We start from the raw sequence: 26,040 nt of genomic DNA, 5'->3' as shown, positions 1-26,040 counted from the left end.
AATGCGTGTGTTGTTGACGACGTGGGGATCGCGCGGGGATGTCGAACCGCTCGCGGGACTCGCGGCGCGCTTGCTGGAACTCGGCGCGGAGGTACGGGTGTGCGCGCCGCCGGACGAGGAGTTCGTGGAGCTGCTGGCCCGGGCCGGTGTGCCGCTGGTGCCGCTCGGTCCGTCGGTGCGCTCGGTGGTGACCGGGGCGAGGCCGCCGTCGGCGGCGACCGCGTTCCAGCTCGCGCCCGAGCTGGTCGCCGCGAGGTACGAGACGCTCACGGCGGCGGCCGAGGGCTGTGACGTGCTGCTGGCCACCGGTCTGATGCCTGCCGGTGCCCGCTCGGTGGCCGAGAAACTCGGCATCCGCTATGTGCTCGCCTGCTTCCACACGGCCGGACTGCCGTCGTCGAAGTACCCTCCGCTCTCGCGGCCGGGCCATGCGTCCTCGCCGGGGGAGACCGACATGAAGACGCTGTGGGAGGAGGACGCCCAGCGCGTGAACGCCCTGTACGGCGAGGCGGAGAACCGGCACCGGGCGGAGATCGGCCTGCCACCGGTCGAGAACGTGCGTGACCACGTCTTCACCGAGCGGCCGTGGCTGGCGGCGGACCCGGTGCTGTTCCCGTGGCAGGACCACACGGATCTCGACGTCGTGGTGACCGGACCGTGGATCCTGCCCGACGAGCGCCCGCTACCGGCCGACCTGGAGACGTTCCTGGAGGCGGGCGAGCCGCCGGTGTACGTCGGTTTCGGCAGCATGGCCCTGCGCACCTCGCCGGACCTCGCCCGGGTCGCCATCGACGCGGTCCGCACTCTGGGCCGCCGGGTGCTCCTCGCCCGCGGCTGGGCGGGTCTGGCGGCGGTCGACGACCGGGACGACTGCTTCGTCGTAGGAGAGGTCAACCAGCAGGCGCTCTTCGGGCGGGTCGCCGCCGTCGTGCACCACGGCGGCGCGGGCACCACGACGACCGCCGCGCTGGCCGGTGCGCCGCAGCTGGTCGTGCCGCAGATCGCCGACCAGCCATACTGGGCGTCGGGGGTGGCCGAGCTGGGCATCGGCGTCGCACACGACGGGTCGACGCCGACGTACGACTCCCTGTCGGCCGCGCTCACCGCCGTCCTGGCCCCCGGGATCCGGGCACGGGCGCGGGCTGTGGCCGGCACGATCCGCACCGACGGGACGACAGTGGCCGCGAAGATGCTCCTTGACACGGTCAGCGGGGAAGGGCGGTCCACGCACGCGTGAACCGCCCGAACCGAGCACACGAGAAACCGCACGCACCGGTCCCCACGCCCTGCCGCATGCTTGGCCGTGAGCGACCCCAGATCGGAATTGATGCCGTGAACCCCCTGACCACCAGCGCCTTCGACCTTCCCGACCGGCTCTCCGCCAAGGCCGACCCGGCGCTGATCGCCGCCGACGAGCAGCACTTCGCGGCGATCGCGGAGAGCCTCGACCGGTCGATCGCGGAACTGACCGAGAGCCTCGACGTCGCGCGCAGGGCACCCGGCGGCATCGGCCGGGCGGCGATGGACCGGGACACGGAGATCCACCGGCTGACCACCCGGCTGCGCACACTGCGCCGCTTCGGCCTGGACCTGTGTCTGGGCCACATGGTCGGCGACGACAGTTCCGAGCCCGTGTACATCGGGCGGCTCGGGCTCACCGACAGCACGGGCCGACGGCTGCTGCTCGACTGGCGCTCGCCCGCGGCGGAGCCGTTCTTCGGCGCGACCCACGCCAACCCGATGGGTCTGGCCAGCCGCCGCAGGTACCGCTGGACGCGCGGCCGGATCAGCGACTACTGGGACGAGGTGTTCACCGCGGACGGCTTCGTCGGGCATGCCGCGCTCGACGACCAGTCCGCGTTCATCGCCAGTCTCGGCGGCAACCGCTCGGGCCGGATGCGCGACGTGCTCGGCACCATCCAGGCGGACCAGGACGCCATCATCCGCGCGGGATCACGCGGCGCGCTCGTCGTCGACGGCGGGCCGGGCACCGGCAAGACCGTCGTCGCCCTGCACCGCTCCGCCTACCTCCTCTACTCCGACCCGCGCCTCGGCCACCGCAGGGGCGGCGTCCTGTTCGTCGGTCCGCACCGGCCCTATCTGGACTACGTCGCGGACGTCCTCCCCAGCCTCGGCGAGGAGGGTGTGCAGACCTGCATCCTGCGGGACCTCGTCGCCGAGGGCGCAGCGGCGGTCGTAGAGGCCGATCCGGAGGTGGCCCGGCTGAAGTCGTCCGTGGGGCTGGTGCGGGCGATCGAGCCCGCCGTCCGGTTCTACGAGGAACCGCCCACCAAGGGCATGACGGTCACCACCCACTGGTCCGACATCTGGCTGAGCGCCGAGGACTGGGCCGTGGCGTTCGAGGCGGCCGAACCCGGCACCCCGCACAACGAGGGACGCGAGCAGGTCTGGCAGGAGCTGCTCACGATCCTGGTGGACAAGCACGACGACACCGCCTCGCCGCAGGACGGAGAGAACGGGCAGGTCACGCCCGAGCAGCTCCGGCGGTCGCTGCGGCAGAACCGGGACTTGCTCACCGCCTTCAACCGCGCGTGGCCGCTGCTCGAAGCGGCCGACCTCGTCGGAGACCTGTGGACGGTACCGGCCTACCTGCGCAAGTGCGCCCCCTCGCTGAGCCGCGACGAGGTCCAGCGCCTGCAGCGCGCGGACGCCCAGGCCTGGACGGTGTCCGACCTGCCGCTGCTCGACGCGGCACGGCAACGGCTCGGCGACCCGGAGTCGGCGCGCCGCAAGCGCCGGCAGGAAGCCGCCGTGGCGGCCGAACACGCGCGCAGGACCGACGTCATCGACAGCCTGCTGCAGAACGTCGAGATCGACGAGAGCGAGGGCGCGATGGGCATGCTGCACGGGCAGGACGTGCGGGACGCCCTGATCGACGAGGCCGCACAGCCCGGCATCGAACCCGACCTGCTCGCCGGGCCGTTCGCGCACATCGTCGTCGACGAGGCCCAGGAACTGACCGACGCGGAATGGCAGATGCTCCTGCTGCGCTGCCCGTCCCGGAGCTTCACCATCGTCGGCGACCGCGCCCAGGCCCGGCACGGATTCACCGAGTCGTGGCAGGAACGGCTGAAGCGGATCGGCCTCGACCGGATCAACCTCGCCTCCCTGACCGTCAACTACCGCACCCCGGAAGAGATCATGACGGAGGCCGAGCCGGTCATCCGTGCCGTACTCCCGGACGCCAACGTGCCGACCTCCATCCGCAGCAGCGGCATCCCCGTCGTCCACGGACCCGCCTCCGACCTGGAGTCGGTCCTCGACACCTGGCTCGCCGAGCACGCCGACGGGATCGGCTGTGTCATCGGTACCGGCGACGTGGACGCGGGTATCTTCCGGGCAAGGCCCCGGGTCCGGTCGCTGACTCCCGAGCTGTCCAAGGGACTTGAGTTCGACCTGGTCGTCCTCGTCGACCCGGAGGAGTTCGGCGAGGGCATCGAAGGCGCTGTCGACCACTATGTGGCGATGACCCGGGCGACCCAGCAACTCGTCGTCCTCACCAGCGCCTAGAAGTCCCGTCGGCGCGCGGCGAGTTGGGACCCGCCGCGCGCCACCGTGTTGGGCGCTCGGACTCAGCCCGCCGCAGGAAGCGTGAACTCGTAGATCAGGGCGTCTTGTTGGGCCTCCACTACCAGGTCGGTGATCTCCAGCGGGCGCGCGTACTGGTCGTGCACGCGGCGGGTCACCCGGACCGAGGGCGCGTTCGCGACCTGGGTGATGGCGTCCCGGTGGTGCAGGGTCAGGCCCGCCCGGCGCATCCAGTCGTAGGCGCGCCGGAGTTGGGCGGAGGCGGAGCCGTCGGCGCGGTCGCGGTAGCGGGCCAGTTCCTCGACCTCGGCCAGCGCCACCGCCGAGAAGGACGTGACGGCCGTACGCAGTCCGCTGCCGTCGGCCGCGGCGGACGCGTAGTGGTGCACCAGGGTCGGCCGGTGCGGGGCGATGCCCAGGGCCTCGGCGTGGTCGGGTGGGGGAGTCTCCCAGGCCACGGTGGCCCGGTCGAAGCCGGAGGGGTCCGTGCTCCGGGCGCCGACCGGGAAGGTGAGGGAGGAGGGCGTCTCGACGGGCAGGCCGGACAGGGTGGCGTGGCTGCCGCGCCGGTCGGTGGCGACCAGGCCGTCCCTGCGCAGCACCTCCAGCGCCTGTCTTATGGTCTCCCGGCTGACCTGGAAGTGTTCGGCCAACTGCCGTTCGCCGGGCAGGCGTTCACCGGGCGGGATGGTGCCGTCGTGGAGTTCGCCGAGCAGTTGGGTGGCGACCCGTCCGTAGAGGGGCTGGTCGTCGGCGGTCGGGTGGTCGTGGGGGGTGGTGCGGGCCATGCCGCGCCTCCTGTTGGTGACAAGACTGAGGGCAGAACTGGTGACGAAACGTAGCCGTGCGGGCTCGTTGCGCGACCAGATCTAGCATTGGTCTAAACCACCAGGGAAGAGCGGCAGGGCAGTTAGGCCGAAACCGACCTGCGGTGATCACCTGTCACAGTGCGCCGAACACCGCGTCGATCAGGGCCATCTTCCGTGGGTCGTCGGCGATATGAGGCCCCATCCGGTTCATCACGTACCCCATCGACACCCCCGCCTCCGGGTCGGCCAGACCGAAGGAGCCGCCGAAGCCGTCGTGTCCGAAAGCCCTCGGGTTGCGGCCGTACGATCCGTTCGGGCCGCTGAGCCACAGGCCGAGCCCGACCTCCGTCTCGTGCGCGAAGCCCGCGCCGAGCACCAGGTCACGGCAGCTGCCCTGCCCCTCGCGCACCCGCTCGGCCGCCTCGGGGGAGAGGACGCGGTGGCCGTCGTGGGACCCGCGCCCGGCGAAGACGCCGTAGAGCGCGGCGATCGCGCGTGCGGTGCCGTGGCCGTTCGCGGCCGGGATCTCCGCGGCGCGCCACTCCGGGGTGTTGGCCTCGGCCGCGCCCGCGACCGGGTTGGTCAGCGCGGCGATGGCCGCGGGCGCCAACTGGCTGAAGACCGCGGCCTGTTCACTCGCCGACGCGGCGGGCGGATGTACCAGCTCGGCCGCCCGGCCGGCCTCCTTCTCCGGCAGCCCGATGGTGAAGTCGATCCCGAGCGGGCCGGTGACCTCGCGCTCCAGGAAGGCACTCGGGAGCAACCCCGAGACGCGGCGCACGACTTCGCCGACGAGGAAGCCGTAGGTGATCGCGTGGTACCCGGACCGCGTCCCCGGCTCCCACCAGGGCTCCATGGCCGCGAGCCGCTGTGTGGTCAACTCCCAGTCGTAGAGCTGCGCGAGGGAGTGCGGCTCACGCAGGCCGGCCAGTCCGGCGCGGTGGGAGAGCAGGTGTCGTACGAGAATGTTCTGCTTGCCCGCGGCGGCGAACTCCGGCCAGTACGTGGCCACCGGGGCGTCGAGGTCGAGCAGGCCGCGGTCGGCGAGGATGTGGGCGCACAGGGCCACCGGGCCCTTCGTCGTCGACCACACGTTGACCAGCGTGTCCCGCTCCCAGGGGCGCGTCCGTGCGGCGTCGGCCCAGCCGCCCCAGAGGTCGACCACGGTCTCTCCGCCGACCGTGACGGTCAGTGCGGCGCCCAGTTCGTCGCGGTCCCGGAAGTTCTGCTCGAACGCCGTGCGCACCGCGGTGAAGCGGGGGTCGCAGTGGCCGTCGACGGCTGGCTGGTGCTCGGGCATGGGGCCTCCGTGGTGTGCCGGACGTCCGGGCCGCGACGCTGCGACCCGGACCCCCTGAACATACCGACTGGTCGGACTGACCGGAAGGCGCCGTACGCTCAGTTGAGGAACAAGGTGCCGGTCGGCTCCCGGTGACCCGCTTCCGTGTGCCAGTAGTCGCGGGTCTCCACGGCCAGCCCGGCGCCGTCGAAGCGCACGAAGACACACCCGGCCAGCGTGGACGGCTCGCCGTCCTCCTCGGCCAGCACCCTGAACTCGGCCACGGCGACGCCGTGTTGGCCGACGACCGGCGCCGAGAACCGCACATCACTCACTTGCTCCGCCGCGAACGACCAGCGCAGATACGCGGCCAACTCGGCCCGCCCCCGGTGCGGTTCACGGAACGGCATCGAGCGGTGGACGCAGTCCTCGGCGTACAACTCCAGCAACGCGTCCACGTCGTGCTCGGCCCAGGCCCGCGCCCAGACCCGCACGAACCGCTCGGCCGCCTCACTCGTGGCCATGTTCATGTGGGTACCCTTCAGACGTACGACCGCAGCCAGCCCAGCTTCACGGCCTCCTGGTAAGGGCCGCCGCCCTCATGGTCGTTGAAGTCGTACACCTCGATCTTCTTGTCCTCGTGCGCCCAGGCGTTGAACGCGGCGAACACCGTGGAGGGCGGGCAGGTCTGGTCCTCCAGGGCCGTCGAGAAGAGGGCGGGGGCGCGGCCGCGGGACGCGAAGTGGACGCTGTCGAAGTACGAGAGCGTGCGCAGGACGTCCTCGGCGTGACCGCGGTGGGTCTTGAGGTAGCTGCCGATCTCGCGGTACGGGTGGCGGTCCGTGAGGGTCGCGGCGCGCGGGTAGTCGCACAGGAATGGCACGTCCGGCGCGATCCCGGCCAGGTCGCCGACCAGTCCGCCGACGGCGATGGCGATGCCGCCGCCCTGGCTCGCGCCGAGGGCCACCGTGCGCGCGGGATCGACCAACGGGTGCGAGCGGGCCGCCTCGACGGCTCGCACGCCGTCCGTGAACACCCGGCGGTAGTAGTAGTTCTCGGGGGCGTCGATGCCCCGGGTCATGAAGCCGGGATACGCGGGCGCGCCGCCCACTGGGTCCGGGGTGCCGCCGCCACCGCCCCACGCGCTGCCCTGCCCGCGCGTGTCCATGATGAAGTGCGCGCGGCCCGTCGAGGGCCAGAGCAGGTTCTCGTGCGGGAGACCCCGCCCGCCGCCGTAACCCACGAACTCCACGACCAGCGGCAGCGGTCGGGCCGCGTCGGCCGGCAGGCGCAGCCAGCCCTTCACCGGGTGACCGCCGAACCCGGCGAACGTCACGTCGTACACGTTCACCGTGGACAGTCCCGTGTCGACCGGTTCGAAGCGGGCGTCCAGATCGTGCTCGCGGGCCTCCTGGAGGGTCTTGGACCAGAAGGCGTCGAAGTCCTCGGGCTCGGCGGACTCGCTGCGATATTCGCGGAGTTCGTCGAGCGGAAGGTCGAACAGGGCCATCGATGACCGCCTTTGTGAAGTGCGAATACGGATGATCACACCGTACGTGTGACATCGGAGGACTCGCCAGGCTCGTGCGGCGCCCCGCGCCTACCATGGCGGCATGTCGCCTGCCGTGGATCTGCTGGTCAAGGACGCCGAACTGCTCGTCGTGGACGGCGGGCGGGAGATCCCGGGCGGCTGGGTCGCCGTCACGGATGGTCGGGTCACCGCCGTCGGCGCGCGAGGGTCCGAACCCGAGGCCGCCACGACCGTTTCGGCGACCGGGCGGCTCGTCACCCCCGGCCTGATCAACACGCACCACCACATCTACCAGAACCTCACCCGCTCCTACGCCCCCGCCGTCAACGGCACCCTCTTCGACTGGCTGACCACGCTCTACCCGCTGTGGGCGAGCCTCGACGAGGAGGCCGCGTACGTGTCGGCGTACGTCGGTATGGCGGAACTCCTCATGGGCGGCTGCACCACATCCTCCGACCACCTCTATGTGCATCCGCGCCCCTACCTGGTCGACGCCGAGATCCGCGCCGCCCGCGACATCGGCTTCCGCTTCCACGCGACCCGCGGTTCGATGACCCGTTCCGTCGAGGACGGGGGACTGCCGCCGAGGAGCGTCACGCAGAGCACCGACGAGGTGCTCGCCGACAGCGAGCGGCTGATCAAGGCCTACCACGACCCGGAACCGGGCGCGCTGATCCGGGTCGCGCTCGCACCCTGCTCACCGTTCTCGGTCACCAAGGACGTGATGACGGCGACCGCGGAACTCGCCGAGCGGTACGACGTACGCCTGCACACGCATCTCGCCGAGGACCGCGACGAGGACACGTACTGCCTGGAGACCTACGGCTGCCGGCCCGTCGAGTACTTCGAGGACACCGGGTGGATGAGCGACCGCACCTGGGTCGCGCACTGCATCTACCCCAACGACGACGAACTGCGCCGCCTCGCCGCCGCGGGCGTCGGCGTGGCGCACTGCCCCAGCTCCAACATGCTCATCGGGGGCGGCACGGCCAGGGTGAAGGAGATGCGCGAGCTGGGTCTGCCCGTGGGGATCGGCTGCGACGGTTCCGCCTCCACCGACCACGCCTCGTTGTGGATGGAGACCCGGGGTGCCCTGCTGCTGGGCCGCTATCGGGGAGGGCCGGGTGCGATGACCGCGCGGGACGCCCTCGACATCGCGACCCGTGGTTCGGCGCGGTGCCTGGGGCGGGCTGACGAGCTGGGGCATCTGCGGCCGGGGGCGTGTGCCGACCTGGTCGTCTGGGACCTGCACGAGGTCGCGCTGGCGGGGGCGGTGAGCGATCCCGTCGAGGCGTGGCTGCGGTGCGGGCCCGCGCGGGCGTGGACGACCGTTGTGGGTGGGCGAGTGCTTGTGGAGCGGGGCGAACCGGTGCTGGCGGCGTTGGGAGATGTGCTGCGGGACCACGGGCGGGTTGCTCGGCGGATGCAGCGGGGGTCGTAGAGGGGTAGGGGTTGAGGTTGGGCTGCGGTGGAGTGGCTCAACTGCCTTGTGGTGGTGGGGTGTTGGTGTGTGAGATCGGTCGGGATGGTCACGGTCGACGCGCCACGCTCCTCGCTCGTCACAGCCCGTCGTGCGTCACGTCCGTCCCCGGTCACGCCCCGTCCGTCACGCCCGCCGTCGAGTCCACTGCGGTTCCGTCAGCGCCCAGTCCCGTTCCCACTCGGCCAACCGGTGTCGCAGCGCAACCCGTCGGGTCGCCGCCCGCGCGAGGAGGGCCAGGCCGATCACACCGGCCGCCGACCACACGCCGACGGTCAACGTGTGCTGCCAGACGGCCACTTCACCCGGTGGCGGGGCGACACTGTGGCCCTTGGCATCGAGCCATACGTCCACCACGTCACCGCGTCCCGTGTCCGCCGGGACCGCGACCGTGGCCGTACGCGAGCCCTTGCCGGGCTCCGTCCAGCGCACCGTCACCGGGAAGCTGCGCGGACGGTTCCCCTCCACCGAGGGGAGTTCGGCGGGCGGGTTGCCGATCACCTTGGCGTGGACGCGATGGCGGTCGGCGCGCTGCGTCGCGGCGATGGTCCGGGCCTGGTCATGGGCCCACAGGCCCGCGGCTGCGCCGACCAGGGGCGCGCCGATGAACAGCAGGACGGTGACGGCCAGCGCCGTCCACGCCTCCACGACATCCGACCGGCGCCGCAGCGGATTCTGCCGCCGGCGTCGACTCCGTACCCGGGTCCGCATGTCGACCTCCTCGCCGTCACCGGAGCCGAGGAACCGGACCCACCCCTCCTGGGGCCGGGCCGTCACTCCCTCGACGCCGCGCACGCATGCGAGCGTCCACACAGATGTCGTACCCCCTATGGGGCACTTTGCTCAACCGGAGCGGTGCGGATCGGCCGACAGGTCCTGTCCAGCCGTAGTCGTAGCCGAGCCTCAGCCGAACCGCTCGATGCGGACGCGGTCCACCGGCTGGCCCGCCTTGACCAGCAGTCGCGAGGCATGCTCGGCGAAGCCGTTGGAGCCGCACACATAGGCCTCCCACCCACCAGCGGGCTGCTCGGCCAGGAGTGGTGCCACATGTGCGGCGGCCATACGTCCCACCGGCACACCCTCCGGCGCGCTGCGCGTGAACACGGTCGTGGTCTCCGTGCCGTACTCCCGCGCGTAGATCAACTCCTCGGGGCTGCGCGCCGACACCAGCAGCCGCAGCGGCACGGACAAGCCCCGCGCCCGGTGCTGCCGGAGCATCGACATCAGCGGTACGACGCCGGAGCCTGCGCCCAGCAGCAGCGCGGGGCGGTCGCCGGGCCAGGCGAAGAAGCCGCTCAGTGGGCCGCGGACCTCGACCTCGTCACCGGGCTCGGCGACCGTGTGGAACCAGCCGGAGACCTCGCCGCCCTCGACATGGTCCAGGGTCAGCTCCACATGCCCGGCGTCGTCCGGGTGTGAGGCGATCGAGTAGTGGCGCTGCGCCACATAGCCGTCCTCGGCCCGCAGCCGCAGCATCAGGTGCTGGCCGGGGAGATGTCCGGCCCAGCCGGGCACCGCGAACCGGAACGACGAGGCGTGCGGGGTCTCGCGGCGGATCTCGGTGAGCGTGGCGGTCTGCCACACGGCGGCGGCGCGGTTGCTCACGGCGATGCGTCCCGGCACCGCGAACTTGGTGGTGGGCTCGAAGGTGTCAGTCACCGGAGTACCGCTGTTCCTCCCAGGGGTTGCCCCGGGCGTGATAGCCGTTCTGCTCCCAGAAGCCCGGCTCGTCGTGGTCGAGGAGACGCAGGCCCGCGATCCACTTGGCGCTCTTCCAGAAGTACAGGTGCGGCACCAGCAGCCGGGCGGGGCCGCCGTGCTCGGCGGGCAGCGGCTCGCCGTCGTACTCCCACGCGATCCAGGCCCGTCCGCCGGTCACGTCGGAGAGCGGGAGGTTCGTGGTGTACCCGGTGTGCGAATACGCCACCACATGTGTGGCGGACACATGGGGCCGCACCACATCAAAGAACGCGTCCAGCGAGACGCCCCCGAACCGCACCCCGAACTTCGACCAGCTCGTCACACAGTGGATGTCACCCTCGTAGGCCGACGTCGGCAGTTCGTGCGCCTGCGTCCAGTTCCAGGTGCGCGGCTCCGCCACCAGTCCGTCGACGCGGAACGTCCAGTCCGCGGGCGCGAGGTCGGGTGTGACCTCGGCGGACAGGACGGGCCAGTCGTCGCCCGCGTCGTACTGGCCGGGCGGCAGGCCGGCGTCGGGGACACGGGGGCGTCCGGTGAAGCCTCGGGTGACGTGCATACGGGTGGAGCCTCCAGGCCGCTGCGGCGCGGTCCGCCGGGCGAGCGTGATCAGTGGTTTCTCGTTTCAACGGTACGCGTCCACGAGGTATGCCCAGGTCCGAGGGCGACCGCCGATCATTGCGGCCGTATGAACTCTCCCCGCGCGGGGGAATAGCCGTCCGGCGATCGACCTTGGCCTTCAGTGCGGCTTGAGTAGTGCGGCTTGAGTGCGGACAGCCAGTGGTCGTGCTGTTGTCGTGACCACCGGTGATCGGGTGACTGCGAAGGAGAGTGAGGGAACAGATGCCGAAGGCGTATGTCTTCACGCGTTACGGGGGACCCGAGACCGAGGCGCTCGTCGAGGTCGACCAGCCCAGTCCCGGCCCCGGTGAAGTCCTCGTCGCGGTGCGCGCGGCCGGGGTGAACCCGGTCGACTGGAAGCAGCGCACCGGGTACCGCCGGCCCGGCGAGACCGACTCGCGCGTGTTCCCCGCCGTCTTCGGCCAGGAGGTCTCCGGAGTCGTGCGGGAGACCGGCGCCGGCGTCGACGGATTCGCCGTCGGCGACGAGGTGTTCGGCAGCACTGTGGCCGGCGGATACGCCGAGTACGCCCTGATGCCCGTCACGGTCGCCGCGCACAAGCCCGCCGAGCTGTCCTTCCGCGCCGCCGCCGCCCTGCCCGTCGCCGCCGCGACCGCGTACGACGGCCTCCGCCAGCTCGACCTGCCCTCCGGCGCGACTGTGCTGATCACCGGCGCGGGCGGCGGCGTCGGCTCCGCGGCGCTGCAGATCGCCCGCGCGCTGGGACTGCGCGCCGTGGGCGTGGCGAGCGAGGGCAAGAAGGACTTCGTGGAGTCGCTGGGCGCGGTCCACGTCCCGTCCGGACCGGACCTGGCCGCACGCGTACGGGCCGCCGCCCCGGACGGCGTCGACGGCGCCTACGACCTCATCGGCGGCGAGGTGCTCGCCGAGGCCGCCGCCCACCTGACCGACCACACGAAACTCGTCACCGCCGGGGCCCCCGCCCCCGAGGTCGAGAAGCTGGGCGGCGCCCGTGTCGAGCGCGCCCGCAACGCCGCCGTCCTCGACGCGCTCGCGCAGCTCGTGGTGAGGGGCCAACTGGACCCGCACGTGACGCGGGCCTTCCCGCTCGACCAGGCCGGCGAGGCCCTGCGCATCGTCGAGGACGGCCACGCCCGCGGCAAGATCGTGATCGAGGTCGCCGCATGAGCGGCGCCGAACAGCACATACTCGACAACCCCGCCCGCGCCGCCCTCACCGGCCCGCACGCCCACTTCGCCGAGCGGCGCGGCCGGATCCTGCGCTACCCGGTCGACGTGACCCCGTGGCTGGCCCTGCCCGACGAGCCCGACGCCGACGACTGGGCGGACGTCGCCGCGCTCTCCGGACCCGGCACCGAGATCCCGCTCCTCGGCTACCCGGGGCATGTCCCGGACGACTGGGAGATCACCTTCCACATCGACGGTGTGCAGATGGTCGACGACGGGCTGACCGCCGCACCCGACCCGGAGGCGATCGTCCTCGGCCCGGCCGACGTCCCCGAGATGCTCGACCTGGTGGAACGGACCAAGCCCGGCCCCTTCCTGCCCCGCACCGTCGAACTAGGCACCTACCTGGGCATCCGCCGCGGCGGCGCGCTCGTCGCCATGGCCGGCGAACGACTCCACCCGCCCGGCTGGACCGAGATCAGCGCCGTCTGCACCGACCCCGCCGCCCGTGGCGAGGGCCTCGCCAGCCGCCTCATACTCGCCGTCGCGCACGGCATCCGTGAACGCGGCGAGACCCCGTTCCTGCACACCGGCGCGGGCAACGCCACCGCCATCCGGCTGTACGAGTCCCTGGGCTTCCGCCTGCGCCGGACCACCGCGTTCCTCGCGGCACGGGCGCCGGAACACCTGACGCAGACACGGGCCGTGGGGGTGTCGTAGAAGCGGCGGCCCGTGGGGGTGTCGTAGAAGCGAAGGGAAGCAGCCGGTCACCCCTCAGGCGTCGTCCGACTCCCCGCCATGCCACGCGTTGTAGCGCTCCAGATAGCCGGCGAAGCGTGTCAGGTCCTCCTCCGGCCAGTCCGCCAGGCGTTCGCGGAAGGCGGCCTGGCGGTTCTCGGTGACCTGGGCGAGGATCCGGCGGCCGGCGGCGGTGAGGTGCAGGACCTGGACGCGGTGGTCCTCGGGGTCGAGGCGGCGCTCGATGAGGTCGGCGCGTTCCAGGGCGGCGACCTGGCGGCTGACCGTGGACTTGTCGAGGGCGTAGTGCGCGGCCAGGTCAGTGGCCCGGCAGCCGTCCTGCTCCTCCAGGTGGCCGAGCAGGGTGTACGACACCAGCGACAGCTCGGGGTGGAGGCGGCCCGCCGAGGCGCGGGCGCGCCGGGCGAAGATCGTCATCTCGCGCTGGATGGTCTCCACGGCCTGGTCCGCTCGCACTGGAATCTCCCTCGTTCACCTGGTTGTTGCAGAGTACAACTCAGGGAGGGGGTCGGCCCCTCGCGGGCTCGGTGGTTCGGGTACTGTTGCTCACCGGTCGCGGACGATCCCGGCCCTGAACTCCCTGGAGGTGAGACCCATTACCGCTGTGTCAGGCCGGGTGCTCTCACCTCAGGACAGCTCGGATCACCGGTAGTAGGTGACCGCGAGAGCGCCCTTCGGCTACCTTCCGAAAGGCTCTCGGCTTTCATGCCTTCTCTTTCCCCCGCCTCCGTGGTCGCCGCGCTCCGTGCCGCGGGCTGTGTCTTCGCCGAGGACGAGGCGCGACTGATCCTCTCCGCCGCCCGCACCCTGGACGACATCACCGCCATGGTGGACCGCCGGGTCTCGGGTCTGCCCCTCGAACACGTCGTCGGCTGGGCCGAGTTCCGCGGCCTGCGCATCACCGTGGAACCCGGCGTGTTCGTGCCCCGCCGCCGTACCGAGTTCCTCGTCGACCAGGCCCTCGCACACGCCCCGGACGCGTCCGTCGTCGTGGACCTGTGCTGCGGTTCCGGCGCGGTCGGCGCGGCCCTCGCCGCGGCCCTCGGCCGGGTCGAACTGCACGCCGCCGACATCGACCCCGTCGCCACGCGCTGCGCCCGCCGCAATGTCGCCGCCTACGGCGGGCGGGTCCACACCGGGGACCTGTTCGCGGCGCTGCCCGACGCGTTGCTCGGCCGCGTCGACATCCTCGCGGCCAATGTGCCGTACGTCCCCACCGGCGAGGTCGGTCTGCTGCCCGCCGAGGCCCGCGAGCACGAACCGCTGGTCGCTCTCGACGGCGGCACCGACGGCCTCGACATAGTCCGCGAGGTCGCCACCGGGGCACCCGACTGGCTCGCCCCCGGCGGCTGCCTCCTCGTCGAGACCAGCGAACGTCAACTCCCGTCAGCCGTCGAGGCGTTCACGAGCGCCGGGCTGGAGACGCGGTCGGCCTACTCCGAGGAGTTGTACGCGAACGTCGTGATCGGGGTGAGGGCGGCGGGGGCGGTCAGGTCGTAGCGCCGCCGGCGGATCGGCTGGGGCGGAGCTCCGGCCGCGGTCGCCGTGTCCCCAGCGGCCGGGGTCGCGGCAGCCCGGCCCATCTCGTCCCTCGCCCGGGCCCTTGCGGCCGAGGGCGCCGGTGCCGGTGAAGGCCCGGTTGGCGGTGCGGGTGCCGGTGTCGGAATGGGTGCCTGTCGGGTCGTAGCTCCGCTGCCGGACGGGCTGGGCGCGTGGGTCGGGGCGCTGTCGGGCGGGTTGGGGGCGGCGCTTGGGCCCTTGCGGTCGAGGGTGCCGGTGAAGGCTCGGTCGGCGGTGCGGGTGCCGGCGTTGGAACGGGTGCCGGTCAGGGAGGCCGTGTCGCCCTTCTTGAGGGCGCCGGAGCCCTGGGCCGTGACGCCCGAGCCCACGGTCCAGGTCCACGAGGTGCCGTCGTCGCTCTTGACGGTGACCTGGTCGCCGTCGACCTTTGTGACCGTTCCGCGCTGCCAGATCCGTACGACCCACTTGCCGGTGGCGTTGTCCTTGACCGTCGCCTCGCCGTGCACGGCCGCGCCGCCGAGCCCGAAGCCCCCACCGCCCCCGTGCCGGAAGCCGGGCCCACCGGGCGGCGTTGTTCCCGACGGGGAACCGGCGGCGGGCACGGCGTCGCCGCCCGGACTCCCCGAGGTCGCCGCGTAGGCGACGGTCCCGCCGAGCGCCAGCACACCCACGGTGGCCACGGCGATCACCGCCCGGGCCCGCCTCGACCGCTGCCGCCACAGCCGGTCGAGACCCCGGTCGCGCTCCGCACCGCCGGGGCCCGTGAGCACCTCCCACTCGGGCACGTGGTCGGGCATCGGAGGTGTCGCCGCACTGTCGCCGGCTTCGTGCTCAGGATCGTGCGTCACGGCTCGCTCCCTAGGCCACGCGCGCGGCATCCCACCGGCACGCCTACCTGTGATTCTCGGGGGTGCCCGATAAAGAACCGGTAATAGATCCCTGTGAATCCGGGGCTGTCGGCCCCGAGGGAGGCCGTGTGCGGCGAGCGAACTCACCGGCCGCGGCCCCAGAGGAGGCCATGTGAGGCGAGCGCGCACCCGCCTCGGCCCCGGGTGAGGTCGCGCGCGGCGAGGACGCGCGCCCGCCCCTGATTATGCAACTAGTTGCATAAAGGCCTCCCCGTCCTCTACAAAAGAGGCACGACACCGCGCACGGAGGCCCCGATGAGCCGTTACCCGCACCTGCTGAACCCGCTCGACCTGGGGTTCACCACACTGCCCAACCGCGTCCTCATGGGCTCCATGCACATAGGCCTGGAGGAAGCCGAGCGCGGTTTCGAGCGCATGGCGGCGTTCTACGCGGCACGCGCGCGTGGCGGGGTCGGCCTCATCGTCACCGGTGGCATCGCCCCCAACGAGGCCGGGCGCCCGTACGAGGGCGGCGCCAAGCTGACCACCGACGCCGAGGCCGCGCAGCACACCGAGATCACCGCCGCCGTGCACCGCGAGGGCGGGCGGATCGCGATGCAGATCCTGCACTTCGGGCGGTACGCCTACCACCAGGACCTCGTCGCGCCGAGCGCCGTCCAGGCGCCGATCAGCCCCTTCGCGCCCCGCGCTCTCACCGACGACGAGGTCGAGCAGACCGTCGAGGACTACGTCCGCGCGGCCCGCCTCGCCCGGCAGGCCGGGTACGACGGTGTCGAGATCATGGGCTCCGAGGGCTACCTCATCAACGAGTTCATCGCCGCGCAGACCAACCACCGCGACGACCGCTGGGGCGGCTCGTACGAGAACCGGATGCGCTTCCCCGTCGAGATCGTGCGGCGGGTGCGCGAGGCGGTCGGCGAGGACTTCATCATCGTCTACCGGCTGTCGATGCTGGACCTCGTGCCGGGCGGCTCCACGCTCGACGAAGTCATCAGGCTCGCCAAGGCGGTTGAGGCAGCCGGGGCGACCATCATCAACACCGGCATCGGCTGGCACGAGGCACGCATCCCGACCATCGCGACCTCGGTGCCGCGCGGGGCGTACACCTGGGTGACCAAGAAGCTGATGGGCGCGGTATCGATCCCGCTGGTCACCACCAACCGCATCAACACCCCTGAACTGGCGGAGCAGTTGCTCGCCGACGGGTACGCCGACATGGTGTCGATGGCCCGCCCGATGCTCGCCGACCCGGACTTCGTCGCCAAGGCCGCGGCCGGCCGTTCCGACGCCATCAACACCTGCATCGGCTGCAACCAGGCCTGCCTCGACCACACCTTCAGCGGCAAGATCACCTCCTGCCTGGTCAACCCGCGCGCCTGCCACGAGACCGAACTGGTCCTCGCCCCAACGAGGTTGCGCAAACGCGTCGCGGTCGTCGGCGCGGGCCCGGCCGGACTCGCCTGCGCGGTGAGCGCGGCCGAACGGGGCCACGAGGTCACCCTCTTCGACGCCGCGAGCGAGATCGGCGGACAGCTCAACGTCGCCCGACAGGTCCCGGGCAAGCAGGAGTTCGACGAGACACTGCGCTACTTCCGCACCCGGCTCGACGAGCACGCAGTGGACGTACGCCTCAACGCACCTGTGACGTCAGGTGACTTGGTGGACTACGACGAGGTCGTCGTCGCCACCGGCGTCGCCCCGCGCACCCCCGACATCCCCGGCGTCGACCACCCCAGCGTCGTCGGCTACCTCGACGTGCTGCGCGACCGCGTCCCCGTCGGCGACCGCGTCGCGATCCTCGGCGCGGGCGGCATCGGCTTCGACGTCGCCGAGTTCCTCACGGACGGCGGCGACAAGGCGAGCGAGGACCCGGCGACGTACTTCCGCGCCTGGGGCGTCGACATGGACTACGCGGCCCCCGGCGGCCTCACCGCGCCCGAGCGGCCCGCCCCGCCGCGCAGCGTCCACCTCCTCCAGCGCAAGGCGACCAAGGTCGGCGCCGGTCTCGGCAAGACCACGGGCTGGATCCACCGCGCCGAGCTCAAGCACCGGGGCGTCACCATGGTCCCGGGCGTCCAGTACGACCTGATCGACGACGCCGGACTTCATGTCACCGTCGACGGCCGCAGCACCGTACTGGAGGTCGACACGGTCGTCCTGTGCACAGGGCAGGACCCGCGCCGCGACCTGTACGACGAACTGACCGCCGCCGGCCGCAGCGTGCACCTCGTCGGGGGAGCCGACGTGGCCGCCGAACTGGACGCCAAGCGCGCCATCAAGCAGGGCACCGAGGTCGCGGCCGCCCTCTGAGGCCCGTCCCTAGGATGACCCCATGTCACTCCCGCACGCGATCCTCACCGCCCTTCTGGAGAAGCCGTCCTCAGGTCTTGAACTGACCCGGCGCTTCGACCGGTCGATCGGTTACTTCTGGTCGGCGACGCACCAGCAGATCTATCGCGAGCTGGGAAAACTGGAGTCCGAGGGCCAGATCAGGGCCCTCGCGTCCGAGCAGCCGGCCCGCGGCCAGAAGAAGCGCTACGAGGTCCTTCCGGCGGGCCGTGCCGAACTGGCCCGCTGGACCGCGTCCTCCCAGGACCCCAAGCCACTGCGCGACACGATGTTGCTGCGGCTGCGCGCGGCGGCCGTGGTCGGCACGGACGGCATCGAGTCCGACCTGCGCCGCCATCTAGCCTTGCACCAACGGCAGTTGACGGAGTACGAGGAGATCGAGAAGCGCGACTTCCCGCCCGACCGGGACAGCCCCCAGGACCGGCTCCAGCATCTCGTGCTGCGCGCCGGCATCGACCTGGAGACCTTCTGGACGCAGTGGCTCACGCATGCGATCGAGGAGTTCGCCGAGCTGCCGTAGGAGAGTTGTCGTAGGACATGGGGGAGGGGCCGCCGGTGGTCGGGCGGCCCCTCCTGAGCGTGGACGGTCAGAGGCGGTACGGCTTCGCGCGCCTGCGCAGGAACCAGGCCGTCGCGATGACGCCGACTCCGACCAGGCCCCCGCCCGCCGCCAGGGTGAGGGGGCCGTAGTCCTTGGTGGCCCCGCCGAGGCCGCCCATGACGCCGCGTGTGGGCGAGGCCGTGGCGGTGACCGTGGGGGTCGTGGACTTGGACACGATCACGGACTGGGTGCCCGCGGGTGTGCTGGCGTTCTGGCACATGACGATGACGGTGTAGGTGCCCGGGGTGACGTTGGTCCAGGCGGTGGACTGGCTGACGGTCGTGCCCGCCAGGGTCGCCTTGCGGCCCTCGGCGAAGCTCCCCTGGCTGCTGGTGAGGAGTGAGCCGGTGCCCCAGACGCCGGTGGTGCGGTTCTGGGAGCACGCGCTGGTCGTGACCGAGACCGTGGTCCCGGTCGTGCTCACGGAGATCCCCGACGCCGCGCCGGCGGTTCCGGCGGTCAGGGCGAGGGGAAGAGCGGCGGCGGCTGTCACGGTCAGGCCGGAGCGGAGTAGTAGCTGAAAAGTGCGCATGGGACTGCCCTCCGGCGGCACGGTTGGCGGAACATCCCTTGCGCCGCCGGGATCGGGAAACGGCCGTGCTGCCTCCAAGGAAGCCAACGCGTCCCCGGCCCGTCCCGCATGCGGACGGCGACCGGGCAGGTGACGGATTCCTTCGTCCGGCTCAGGGATGATGCGCTGTCAGGGTCGCGGGCCGGTCCGCGCGGGCTCACCAGGTGGGTGCCGCGCGGAGCAGCCGCTCCCGTACGAGCGTGACGTGCGGGTCGTCCGGAGAGCCGGGGCGCCGGCTGAGATACGAGGTGTTGATCGGTGGGTCCTCAGGCGCCGGCAGCGGCACCAGCGCGCCGGACGCCGGCTCGGCCAGGCGGAGGTAGCGGGGGAGTACGGTGATCCCGGCTCCGGCCACGACCGCCGCCGGCACCCCGCGCAGATCGGGCACCGTGATCGCGGCCTGCCCGCCGAGCCGGGTACCGAAGGCGTGCCGCCGGTTGCTGCGGGCGATTGGCAGATCCTCCGCGTACGACACCAGGGGCACCCCGTGCAGCTCCGGGCCCCTCGCCCGCGACCCGCCGGGCCCCGACATGGGCAGCCCACGCGGGCACGAACTCCTCGTCCGCCAACGGCTCCCACGTCGACGTCCGCCCGCGCGGCCGGGCAGTGGCGATCACCATCACCAGTCGAAACGGCCGCCCCGCAGCCCGTCGAGGAGATCGCCCGTCAACCCCGGACTCACCCGCAGCCGTACACCCTCCCCGGTCAGCGGTGCCAGGGCGGGCAGCAACCGGGTGCACAGCAGCTCCGCCGAGCCCGCCACATGCGCCGGCTCCGGAGACTGGTCCGGCCGAGGGCACCCCGATCCGCTACGACGGCCAGCGCGTCCCGGGGCCGCCGAGACCTGCGCGGCCAACTGGTGCGCGACCGAGGTCGGCACGACCCCGCGCGGCCGCCGCTCGAAGAGCTCCCGCCCCAACTGCCCTTCCAGCGACCGGATTTGTATGGTCGCCGTCGACTGCGACAGCCCGGGCAGCCGCCCCGCCGCGGTGAAGCCGACTCCTACGGTTCACCTATGGCCCGGTATCGCCCGTCGTGACCGTCCGCTCCGCCGAGAACCCGCCCCACGTACCGTCCGGCAACCGCGCCCTGAGCCGTACACGATGGCTGTCCCCGGCATCCCTGCCCACGTAGAAGCTGTACTTCGCATGCTCGCGCGGCGCCGTCCCGCCCCAGACCAGCGAGGTGGCCGGCTGTCCGTCGAGGTGGATCTGGTACTCCGTGACCACCCCGTCCGTGCGCGGCGGTACCCAGGACAGGTCGATGTAGTACGCCCCGTCGTCGCCCCGGTGCGTGGTCGCGCGGAAGTCCGTGGGGGCGGTGCCGCTCCCGTCGTCGCTGCCCGGCGCGGTGGTGAGCGGGACGGCCGTGCTCGCGGGCGAGAGGTTGTCGGCGGCGTCCCGGGCCCGCACGGTGAAGGAGTAGCGCGTGCTCGGCCGCAGCCCCGTGACCACGGTCGCGGTCTGGGCTCCGCCCACACTGTGGATCTTCGCCCCGCCCTGATAGATGTCGTACGACACCACACCCCGGTCGTCCGTCGAGCCGCCCCAGGACAACTGGACCGCCCGGCTGCCGACTGCCCGGCCCCGCGGTGTGCTCGGACGGGTGGGCGCCGACCGGTCGGCCGCGACGGCGACCGGTGTCCTCGCTTGGACCGCCCGGCTGCGCGGTCCCAGGCGGCCGTCGGTGTCCCGGGCCCGCACGGTGAAGGAGTACAGGGTGGCGGGCCGGAGCCTGGTGACATCCACCATGTGCTCGGAGCCCGTCACTTCCTTCACCTTTGTGGTGCCCCGATATATCTCGTAGGTGTCGATGCCAGGGTTCGCGGTCACCGCGTCCCACATGACGTGCACGCTGGTCGCGCTCCCCGCCGCGGCCGTGACGCCGGCCGGGGCGCCGGGGGCGTGGCCGTCCCCCTCGTCACTCGTGCCGCAGGAGGCGAGCAGCAGGAGCGTGGCGCACACCAGTGCCGTACGGGGGAGAGCGAGGGCGGCACGGACGCGTCGCACGATTCTGCCTCCCCGGCATTACGCGGGCACCCCACGACGGAAAAGGTCCGGACCAATATGACCCGGGTGGTGCTACCGCATCAAGAGGGGCGCCCTTGCCGATCGGCCACGAGAGTTACGTATGCTGAAGTCCTCGCGGCTGAACTCGCCCCTGGGAGTGGGTAGTTCATGCCGGTGGCGCGGACCGCTGTCGTCGCTGATCCCGCGCCGGCGCGGGCGGCCGGGTGGCCGGAGCCGATACGGGCTCAGGTCCCCGGCCCCCGTCGGGAGTTCGGGCGTGCGCCGTCCGGCCCCCTACCGGTGGCCGCCCGGTCGGACCGGTACCAGGGTGGGCTGAGTGTCTGTCAGATCCCCCAGGAGAGGGTCCTCTATCGTGCGTGTCCAGTCGCTGACGCTGGCCGCGGCCGGCGCCGCCCTGCTCGCCCCGGCCACGCCGCCCGCCGCTCCCGTCGCACTCGTCCGGCCCCTGGCAGGGCCTGCGGCGCTGCGCGAGGGCGACGTCCGCGCCGCCGACCTGCTGGCCAAGGTGCGTGACTGCACCCCCGTCTCGCGCGGCCGGTACCGCAGCGACGACGGGGAGCGCGCGACGATCCCGGTCTGCGGCACCAAGGAGGCCGTCTACTGGAAGGCCGACCTGGACATCGATTGCGACGGCCAGGCCGGCGCCCGCTGCAACGCGCGCACCGACCCGCTCTTCTCCTCCATGACGGCGTACCAGCAGTCCGACGGCCGTTATCTGAACGCCGAACGGCTCCCGTACATCGTGGTCCCCGCCGCGAGCGCCCTCTGGAACCACCGGGACCACGGCGTCGGCGGCGGCTCGGTCGCCGCCGTCGTCTACCGGGACCGGGTGCAGTACGCCGTCGTAGGAGACGTCGGCCCGCACGACATCATCGGCGAGGCGTCGTACGCCACGGCCAAGGGTCTGGGCATCCGTACCGACCCGCGCGGCGGCGGCACGGACACCGGAGTCACCTACATCGTGTTCAAGGACTCGCAGGTCAAGCCCATTGAGGACCACGCGGCGGCCGTGGAGACGGGGCAGCGGATGGCGCGGCTCTTCGTGGGCACCGACTGAACCCTTCGACTGAGTCCTCCGGGGCCGTAGCGGTCAGACCGCCGACCAGCCGTCGTCGACCGGCAGGATCACGCCGTTGATGTTGCTGGCCGCGTCCGAGGCGAGGAACACGATCGCGGCGGCCTGCTCCTCGGGCTGGGCCAGGCCCCCGACGTTGACGAAGTGCGGGCCGAGTGCCGCCGGGCCGTGGGCGGTGCGGTCGGCCTCCACGGAGATGTTGGTCGCCGTCGCGCCCGGGGCGATGGCGTTCGCGCGGATGCCCTGCTTGCGGTACATCACGGCGAGGTTCTTCGTCAGGCCCACCACCCCGTGCTTCGAGGCCGTGTACGCGGCGCCCGCCGCGCTGCCCCGCAGACCCGCCTCGGAGGCGGTGTTCACGATCGCGCCCCGGCCCACCGCCAGCATGTGCGGCAGTACGGCCCGGGTGAGCAGGAAGGGCGCGGTCAGGTTGACCCGGATGACCCGCTCCCACTCCGCGTCCTCCACGTCCGCCAGCGCCGACATACGGTCCATGATCCCGGCGTTGTTCACCAGGACGTCGACCCCGCCGAACCGCTCCACGGCGGTCGCGGCCACCTCGTCCACGACCGCCTGCTCGCTCAGGTCGCCCGCGACCGCGACGGCGGTACCGCCCGCCTGCTCGATCTCCTTGACGACCGCCCCGGCGCCGTCGGAGTTCAGGTCGGCGACCACGACCTTGGCACCTTCCGCCGCGAAGGCCAGGGCGGCGGCGCGTCCGATGCCCGAGCCCGCTCCGGTGACGATGACGCTGCGTCCGTCGAGTCCAGTGGCCATGAGGTGCTCCTGTCCGTAGTACGAGGGCTCTGCGCTGCCCGAGGTCCTCTCACCATACGACTTAATGTCGTGGAGTGACATAAAGTCGTGAGGGAGCCACGAGGGAGTCGTGAGGGAGAATTCCGGGAGGTCACGACCGCAGCCGGAGGCGAACTGATGACCGCACCCAGCGGACGCACGGGACGACCGCCTCTCACCGAGGCACGCAAGGCCGAGATCCGCCTGGAGATCGCCCGGGCCGCGGTGGAACTGTTCGTCGCCCAAGGCGTAGCGGCGACCACCGGCGAACAGATCGGCCAGGCGGTCGGCGTCTCCGCACGCACCGTGTGGCGTTACTTCCCGAGCAAGGAGAGCTGCGTACGACCGCTCTTCTCCGCCGGTATCGACGTGATCGCCGCCGGCCTGCGGGAGTGGCGCCCCGGCCACCCCCTCGCGGAACTCTTCGACCCGGCCCTCGCGACCGGCCTCCTCGCCGCCACCGGCCCCGACGGCGCCACCGGCAGCGCCCTGGTACGCCTCACCCGCACGGAACCGGGCCTGCGCGCGATCTGGCTCCAGACCTACGACGAGGCGGAACCGGTGTTCGCCGGAGCCCTGGCCGACCGAGCGGGTCTACCGGCCGACGACCTGCGCCCCATGATCCAGGCGGCGATGCTCAACGCGGCGTTGCGCGCGGCGGTGGAGCGGTTCGCCTGGAGCGTGAGCGAGTCCGGGACGGAGGCGGCGACGGATGCGGGTGTGGGTGAGTCGGTGGGGGAGGCCGAGGTGGCGGAGACGCTGCGCTCGGCGCTGGCGATCGCGGCGGAAGGGGTTTCTTAGGTTCCGGAGGGGGAGTACGCCTTGGGGCTGGGCTGGGCTGGGCTGGGGCGGGCGCGAGTGCGTCCGGGGTATCGGGGTGCTCGGTCGGGCGGCGTCGGCGGGTGGAGCGCAGCCGGGTGGCTTGGCTGGGGGCTCGATCCGGCGGCTTGGCTCGGAGGCTTGGTTTGGAGGCTCGGGCTGGTGGGTTTCGCCCGGGCGGGCGGCCCAAGGCTTCGCCGCCTGCCGCCTGCCGCCTGCCTGCCGCCCGCCTGCCGCCTGCCGCCTGCCGGACGGCTCCCTCCTCGCGCCGCACGCCGTATGCCGTCCGCTCCCGCCGTCCGCTACGGCCCCCGCCTCACACCCTCCGCTACGACCCCGCCTCACACCTTCCGATAGGTGTACGCCTCCGCAGCCGCCGCCTCCACCGCGTCCAGGTCCGCTCCTGTCGACGCCGTGACGACCGCGGCCACCGCGCCCTCGACGAACGGGGCGTCCACCAGCCGGGTGTCGGCCGGGAGTTCGTCGCCTTCGGCGAGCAGGGCCTTCACGGTGAGTACGGCGCTGCCCAGATCGGTGAGGACGGCGACCCCGGCGCCGCGGTCGACGGACGCGGCCGCCGCGGCGATGAGTTCGGAACTGGTGCCGAGCCCGCCGCCCTCGGTGCCACCGGCGGCAGCAAGCGGTACCGAGGCGCCCGAGCCGGACAGCCCCCGTGCCAAGTCGGCCACGGAGGCGGCGACTTCAGCGCTGTGCGACACCAGCACGATCCCCACGAGCTTCGCGTCACTCACGTCATTCGCATCACTCACCGGTCGCCTCCGCGGCTTCCTGGAGCGCGGCGATCAGCAGCGACGAGGAGGTGGCGCCCGGGTCCTGGTGCCCGATGCTCCGTTCCCCGAGATAGCTCGCCCGACCCTTGTGGGCCTGCAGGGGCGTGGTGGCCACGGCGCCCTCCTCGGCGGCGGCCCGAGCTGCGGCGAAGCCATTCGGTAGCGCGTCGACCGCCGGGACGAGAGCGTCGATCATGGTCTTGTCACCGGGTGCGGCACCGCCGAGGGTCATGACCGCGTCGACTCCGGTACGCAGCGCGAGGGCGAACTCCTCCTCGCTCACCTCGGCGGCGTCCCCGAGCGCCTTGCCGGTACGGCGCAGCAGCGTGCCGTAGAGCGGCCCCGACGCGCCGCCGACCGTCGAGATGAGCGTCCGCCCGGTGAGCGTGAGGACGGCGCCTGGAGTGTCCGGCGCCTCCTTCTCCAGGGTGGCCGTCACGGCGGTGAACCCGCGTTGCAGGTTCGCGCCGTGGTCGGCGTCGCCGATGGGTGAGTCGAGGTCGGTGAGCCGTCCCGCCTCGCGGGCGACGGAGGCGGCGGTCGCCGTCATCCAACGGCGGAAGAAGTCGGCGTCGAGCACTGGATCTCCTTGCGTGGTGGGCGAGTTGACCGGTAGGCGCCGCCGGGTCACATGCCCCAGCGCAGCCCCGGCGTCTTCACCGGCGCGTCCCACAGCCGCAGCAGTTCCTCGTCGATCTGGCACAGGGTGACCGAGGCACCCGCCATGTCGAGGGACGTGACGTAGTTGCCGACCAGTGTGCGGGCGACGGCGATCCCGCGCTCGGCGAGCACGCGGTGGACCTCGGCGTTGAAGCCGTAGAGCTCAAGGAGCGGGGTCGCGCCCATGCCGTTGACCAGGACCAGGACCGGGTTGCGCGGCGACATGTCCTCCAGGATCGCGTGGACGGAGAAGTCGGCGATCTCACCGGATGTCATCATCGCCCGCCGCTCCCGGCCCGGCTCGCCGTGGATTCCGACCCCCAACTCCAGCTCGCCCGGCGGCAGATCGAAGGTGGGGCTGCCCTTGGCCGGGGTGGTGCAGGCGCTGAGCGCGACACCGAAACTGCGCGAGTTCTCATTGACCTGCCGGGCGACGGCCGCCACCCGGTCCAACGGCTGCCCCTCGGCCGCTGCGGCACCGGCGATCTTCTCCACGAACAGCGTCGCGCCGGTGCCGCGCCGCCCCGCGGTGTAGAGGCTGTCGGTGACGGCCACATCGTCGTTGACCAGCACCTTGGCGGTCTGGATGCCCTCGTCCTCGGCGAGCTCGGCCGCCATGTCGAAGTTGAGCACGTCTCCCGTGTAGTTCTTCACGATGAACAGCACCCCGGCGCCACTGTCCACAGCGGCCGCGGCCCGCACCATCTGATCGGGTACCGGCGACGTGAACACCTCACCAGGACAGGCCGCCGACAACATTCCCGGCCCGACAAACCCACCATGCAACGGCTCATGACCCGACCCCCCACCGGAAACCAGCCCCACCTGCCCCGCCACGGGAGCGTCCCGCCGCACGATCACCCGGTTCTCGACGTCCACGGTCAACTCGGGGTGAGCGGCCGCCATGCCTCGCAGCGCGTCCGTGACCACGGTCTCGGCGACGTTGATCAACATCTTCATCGGTACCTCCTGGCAACGCTAGTAGATGCGCCTCTGACCTGCACATTTGCTGGCCAGAGAGGGGTTGTATCGGTCATCGATCTTGGCGGTTCATGGCGGTCGGAAGCGGGTTCTGGCGGGGCTGA

27 protein-coding genes are annotated in these 26,040 nt (G+C 72.1%); 10 read left to right on the top strand and 17 right to left on the bottom strand.

Annotated features, from left to right (window positions below; all coding sequences use genetic code 11):
- Position 1: 1 nt before the first annotated feature.
- Together ACFWP5_RS11665 and helR are read left to right on the top strand one after the other, a co-directional pair.
- Complete coding sequence (locus ACFWP5_RS11665; RefSeq protein ID WP_384153952.1) at positions 2-1,237, top strand: glycosyltransferase; 1,236 nt, start codon at positions 2-4, stop codon at positions 1,235-1,237.
- Between the two features lie 95 nt (positions 1,238-1,332).
- Positions 1,333-3,531 (top strand): RNA polymerase recycling motor ATPase HelR, encoded by a 2,199-nt coding sequence (gene helR, locus ACFWP5_RS11660; protein ID WP_384153950.1) that lies wholly within the window; start codon positions 1,333-1,335, stop codon positions 3,529-3,531.
- Between the two features lie 62 nt (positions 3,532-3,593).
- Here the strand turns inward: helR and ACFWP5_RS11655 are convergent, their stop codons facing one another.
- From ACFWP5_RS11655 to ACFWP5_RS11640, 4 genes are all read right to left on the bottom strand, one after another.
- A complete protein-coding gene (locus ACFWP5_RS11655) occupies positions 3,594-4,337 on the bottom strand; it encodes a GntR family transcriptional regulator (RefSeq protein WP_384153948.1) in 744 nt (247 codons plus the stop codon).
- A gap of 154 nt (positions 4,338-4,491) precedes the next feature.
- A complete protein-coding gene (locus ACFWP5_RS11650; protein WP_384153946.1) occupies positions 4,492-5,658 on the bottom strand; it encodes a serine hydrolase domain-containing protein in 1,167 nt (388 codons plus the stop codon).
- 98 nt (positions 5,659-5,756) lie between these two features.
- Complete coding sequence (locus ACFWP5_RS11645; RefSeq protein WP_384153944.1) at positions 5,757-6,161, bottom strand: nuclear transport factor 2 family protein; 405 nt, start codon at positions 6,159-6,161, stop codon at positions 5,757-5,759.
- Positions 6,162-6,178: 17 nt separating this feature from the next.
- The gene (locus ACFWP5_RS11640) at positions 6,179-7,147 is read right to left on the bottom strand and encodes an acetylxylan esterase (protein ID WP_384153942.1); all 969 of its coding nucleotides are present in this window, start codon (positions 7,145-7,147) and stop codon (positions 6,179-6,181) included.
- Positions 7,148-7,250: 103 nt separating this feature from the next.
- On the opposite strand from ACFWP5_RS11640, the gene ACFWP5_RS11635 reads away from it, so the two are divergent.
- Positions 7,251-8,609: an 8-oxoguanine deaminase gene (locus ACFWP5_RS11635; RefSeq protein WP_384153940.1), complete on the top strand. Its 1,359-nt coding sequence runs from the start codon at positions 7,251-7,253 to the stop codon at positions 8,607-8,609.
- Between the two features lie 165 nt (positions 8,610-8,774).
- Here the strand turns inward: ACFWP5_RS11635 and ACFWP5_RS11630 are convergent, their stop codons facing one another.
- The 3 genes from ACFWP5_RS11630 to ACFWP5_RS11620 form a co-directional block, all read right to left on the bottom strand.
- Entirely contained in the window at positions 8,775-9,359 is a 585-nt protein-coding gene (locus ACFWP5_RS11630) for a hypothetical protein (RefSeq protein WP_384154010.1), read from the bottom strand.
- Between the two features lie 192 nt (positions 9,360-9,551).
- Positions 9,552-10,307 carry a ferredoxin reductase gene (locus ACFWP5_RS11625; RefSeq protein WP_384153938.1) on the bottom strand — a complete coding sequence of 252 codons (756 nt, stop codon included), beginning with the start codon at positions 10,305-10,307 and terminating at the stop codon, positions 9,552-9,554.
- Positions 10,300-10,905: a sulfite oxidase-like oxidoreductase gene (locus tag ACFWP5_RS11620; protein ID WP_384153936.1), complete on the bottom strand. Its 606-nt coding sequence runs from the start codon at positions 10,903-10,905 to the stop codon at positions 10,300-10,302. Before ACFWP5_RS11620 ends, ACFWP5_RS11625 begins: the two co-directional genes overlap by 8 nt.
- 284 nt (positions 10,906-11,189) lie before the next feature.
- Between ACFWP5_RS11620 and ACFWP5_RS11615 the strand changes: the two genes are divergently transcribed.
- Positions 11,190-12,116, top strand: coding sequence for an NADP-dependent oxidoreductase (locus tag ACFWP5_RS11615; protein WP_384153935.1), 927 nt, complete (start codon positions 11,190-11,192; stop codon positions 12,114-12,116).
- A complete protein-coding gene (locus tag ACFWP5_RS11610) occupies positions 12,113-12,835 on the top strand; it encodes a GNAT family N-acetyltransferase (RefSeq protein WP_384153933.1) in 723 nt (240 codons plus the stop codon). Before ACFWP5_RS11615 ends, ACFWP5_RS11610 begins: the two co-directional genes overlap by 4 nt.
- A gap of 54 nt (positions 12,836-12,889) precedes the next feature.
- Here ACFWP5_RS11610 and ACFWP5_RS11605 read toward each other — a convergent pair whose 3' ends face one another.
- Positions 12,890-13,330, bottom strand: coding sequence for a MarR family winged helix-turn-helix transcriptional regulator (locus tag ACFWP5_RS11605; protein WP_384153930.1), 441 nt, complete (start codon positions 13,328-13,330; stop codon positions 12,890-12,892).
- A 249-nt stretch (positions 13,331-13,579) separates the two neighbouring features.
- Between ACFWP5_RS11605 and ACFWP5_RS11600 the strand changes: the two genes are divergently transcribed.
- Positions 13,580-14,374, top strand: a complete 795-nt coding sequence (locus ACFWP5_RS11600) for a putative protein N(5)-glutamine methyltransferase (RefSeq protein ID WP_384153928.1) — start codon at positions 13,580-13,582, stop codon at positions 14,372-14,374.
- Here ACFWP5_RS11600 and ACFWP5_RS11595 read toward each other — a convergent pair.
- On the bottom strand, positions 14,308-15,243 hold the full coding sequence (locus tag ACFWP5_RS11595) for a hypothetical protein (protein ID WP_384153926.1): 936 nt from the start codon (positions 15,241-15,243) through the stop codon (positions 14,308-14,310). The genes ACFWP5_RS11600 and ACFWP5_RS11595 overlap by 67 nt on opposite strands.
- A 315-nt stretch (positions 15,244-15,558) precedes the next feature.
- Here ACFWP5_RS11595 and ACFWP5_RS11590 point away from each other — a divergent pair, with 315 nt between their 5' ends.
- A complete protein-coding gene (locus ACFWP5_RS11590) occupies positions 15,559-17,574 on the top strand; it encodes an FAD-dependent oxidoreductase (RefSeq protein WP_384153924.1) in 2,016 nt (671 codons plus the stop codon).
- Between the two features lie 22 nt (positions 17,575-17,596).
- A complete protein-coding gene (locus ACFWP5_RS11585) occupies positions 17,597-18,133 on the top strand; it encodes a PadR family transcriptional regulator (RefSeq protein ID WP_384153922.1) in 537 nt (178 codons plus the stop codon).
- Between the two features lie 67 nt (positions 18,134-18,200).
- Here the strand turns inward: ACFWP5_RS11585 and ACFWP5_RS11580 are convergent, their stop codons facing one another.
- The 4 genes from ACFWP5_RS11580 to ACFWP5_RS11565 all read right to left on the bottom strand — a co-directional run bounded on the left by ACFWP5_RS11580 (position 18,201) and on the right by ACFWP5_RS11565 (position 20,794).
- Positions 18,201-18,746, bottom strand: coding sequence for a hypothetical protein (locus ACFWP5_RS11580; protein WP_384153920.1), 546 nt, complete (start codon positions 18,744-18,746; stop codon positions 18,201-18,203).
- Positions 18,747-18,942: 196 nt separating this feature from the next.
- Positions 18,943-19,317: a LysR substrate-binding domain-containing protein gene (locus ACFWP5_RS11575; protein WP_384153918.1), complete on the bottom strand. Its 375-nt coding sequence runs from the start codon at positions 19,315-19,317 to the stop codon at positions 18,943-18,945.
- An 87-nt stretch (positions 19,318-19,404) separates the two neighbouring features.
- Positions 19,405-19,704 (bottom strand): hypothetical protein, encoded by a 300-nt coding sequence (locus tag ACFWP5_RS11570; RefSeq protein WP_384153916.1) that lies wholly within the window; start codon positions 19,702-19,704, stop codon positions 19,405-19,407.
- A gap of 94 nt (positions 19,705-19,798) precedes the next feature.
- Entirely contained in the window at positions 19,799-20,794 is a 996-nt protein-coding gene (locus ACFWP5_RS11565; protein ID WP_384153914.1) for a fibronectin type III domain-containing protein, read from the bottom strand.
- 373 nt (positions 20,795-21,167) lie between these two features.
- Between ACFWP5_RS11565 and ACFWP5_RS11560 the strand changes: the two genes are divergently transcribed.
- A complete protein-coding gene (locus ACFWP5_RS11560; protein ID WP_384153912.1) occupies positions 21,168-21,872 on the top strand; it encodes a glycoside hydrolase family 75 protein in 705 nt (234 codons plus the stop codon).
- A gap of 33 nt (positions 21,873-21,905) precedes the next feature.
- Here ACFWP5_RS11560 and ACFWP5_RS11555 read toward each other — a convergent pair whose 3' ends face one another.
- Entirely contained in the window at positions 21,906-22,667 is a 762-nt protein-coding gene (locus tag ACFWP5_RS11555; RefSeq protein WP_384153910.1) for an SDR family NAD(P)-dependent oxidoreductase, read from the bottom strand.
- A 156-nt stretch (positions 22,668-22,823) separates the two neighbouring features.
- On the opposite strand from ACFWP5_RS11555, the gene ACFWP5_RS11550 reads away from it, so the two are divergent.
- Positions 22,824-23,486, top strand: coding sequence for a TetR/AcrR family transcriptional regulator (locus ACFWP5_RS11550; protein WP_384153908.1), 663 nt, complete (start codon positions 22,824-22,826; stop codon positions 23,484-23,486).
- Between the two features lie 359 nt (positions 23,487-23,845).
- On the opposite strand, the gene ACFWP5_RS11545 is transcribed toward ACFWP5_RS11550, so the two are convergent.
- Genes ACFWP5_RS11545 through dhaK form a run of 3 tightly spaced genes read right to left on the bottom strand, consistent with a single transcriptional unit; the run spans position 23,846 to position 25,915 of the window.
- The gene (locus ACFWP5_RS11545; RefSeq protein ID WP_384154008.1) at positions 23,846-24,256 is read right to left on the bottom strand and encodes a PTS-dependent dihydroxyacetone kinase phosphotransferase subunit DhaM; all 411 of its coding nucleotides are present in this window, start codon (positions 24,254-24,256) and stop codon (positions 23,846-23,848) included.
- 10 nt (positions 24,257-24,266) lie between these two features.
- Complete coding sequence (gene dhaL / locus ACFWP5_RS11540) at positions 24,267-24,875, bottom strand: dihydroxyacetone kinase subunit DhaL (protein ID WP_384153906.1); 609 nt, start codon at positions 24,873-24,875, stop codon at positions 24,267-24,269.
- 47 nt (positions 24,876-24,922) lie between these two features.
- On the bottom strand, positions 24,923-25,915 hold the full coding sequence (gene dhaK, locus ACFWP5_RS11535; protein WP_384153904.1) for a dihydroxyacetone kinase subunit DhaK: 993 nt from the start codon (positions 25,913-25,915) through the stop codon (positions 24,923-24,925).
- Positions 25,916-26,040: the final 125 nt, after the last annotated feature.

The organism is Streptomyces sp. NPDC058469, assembly GCF_042721125.1.
Lineage (GTDB): Bacteria > Actinomycetota > Actinomycetes > Streptomycetales > Streptomycetaceae > Streptomyces.
This window is presented reverse-complemented; position numbering and strand designations above follow the sequence as displayed.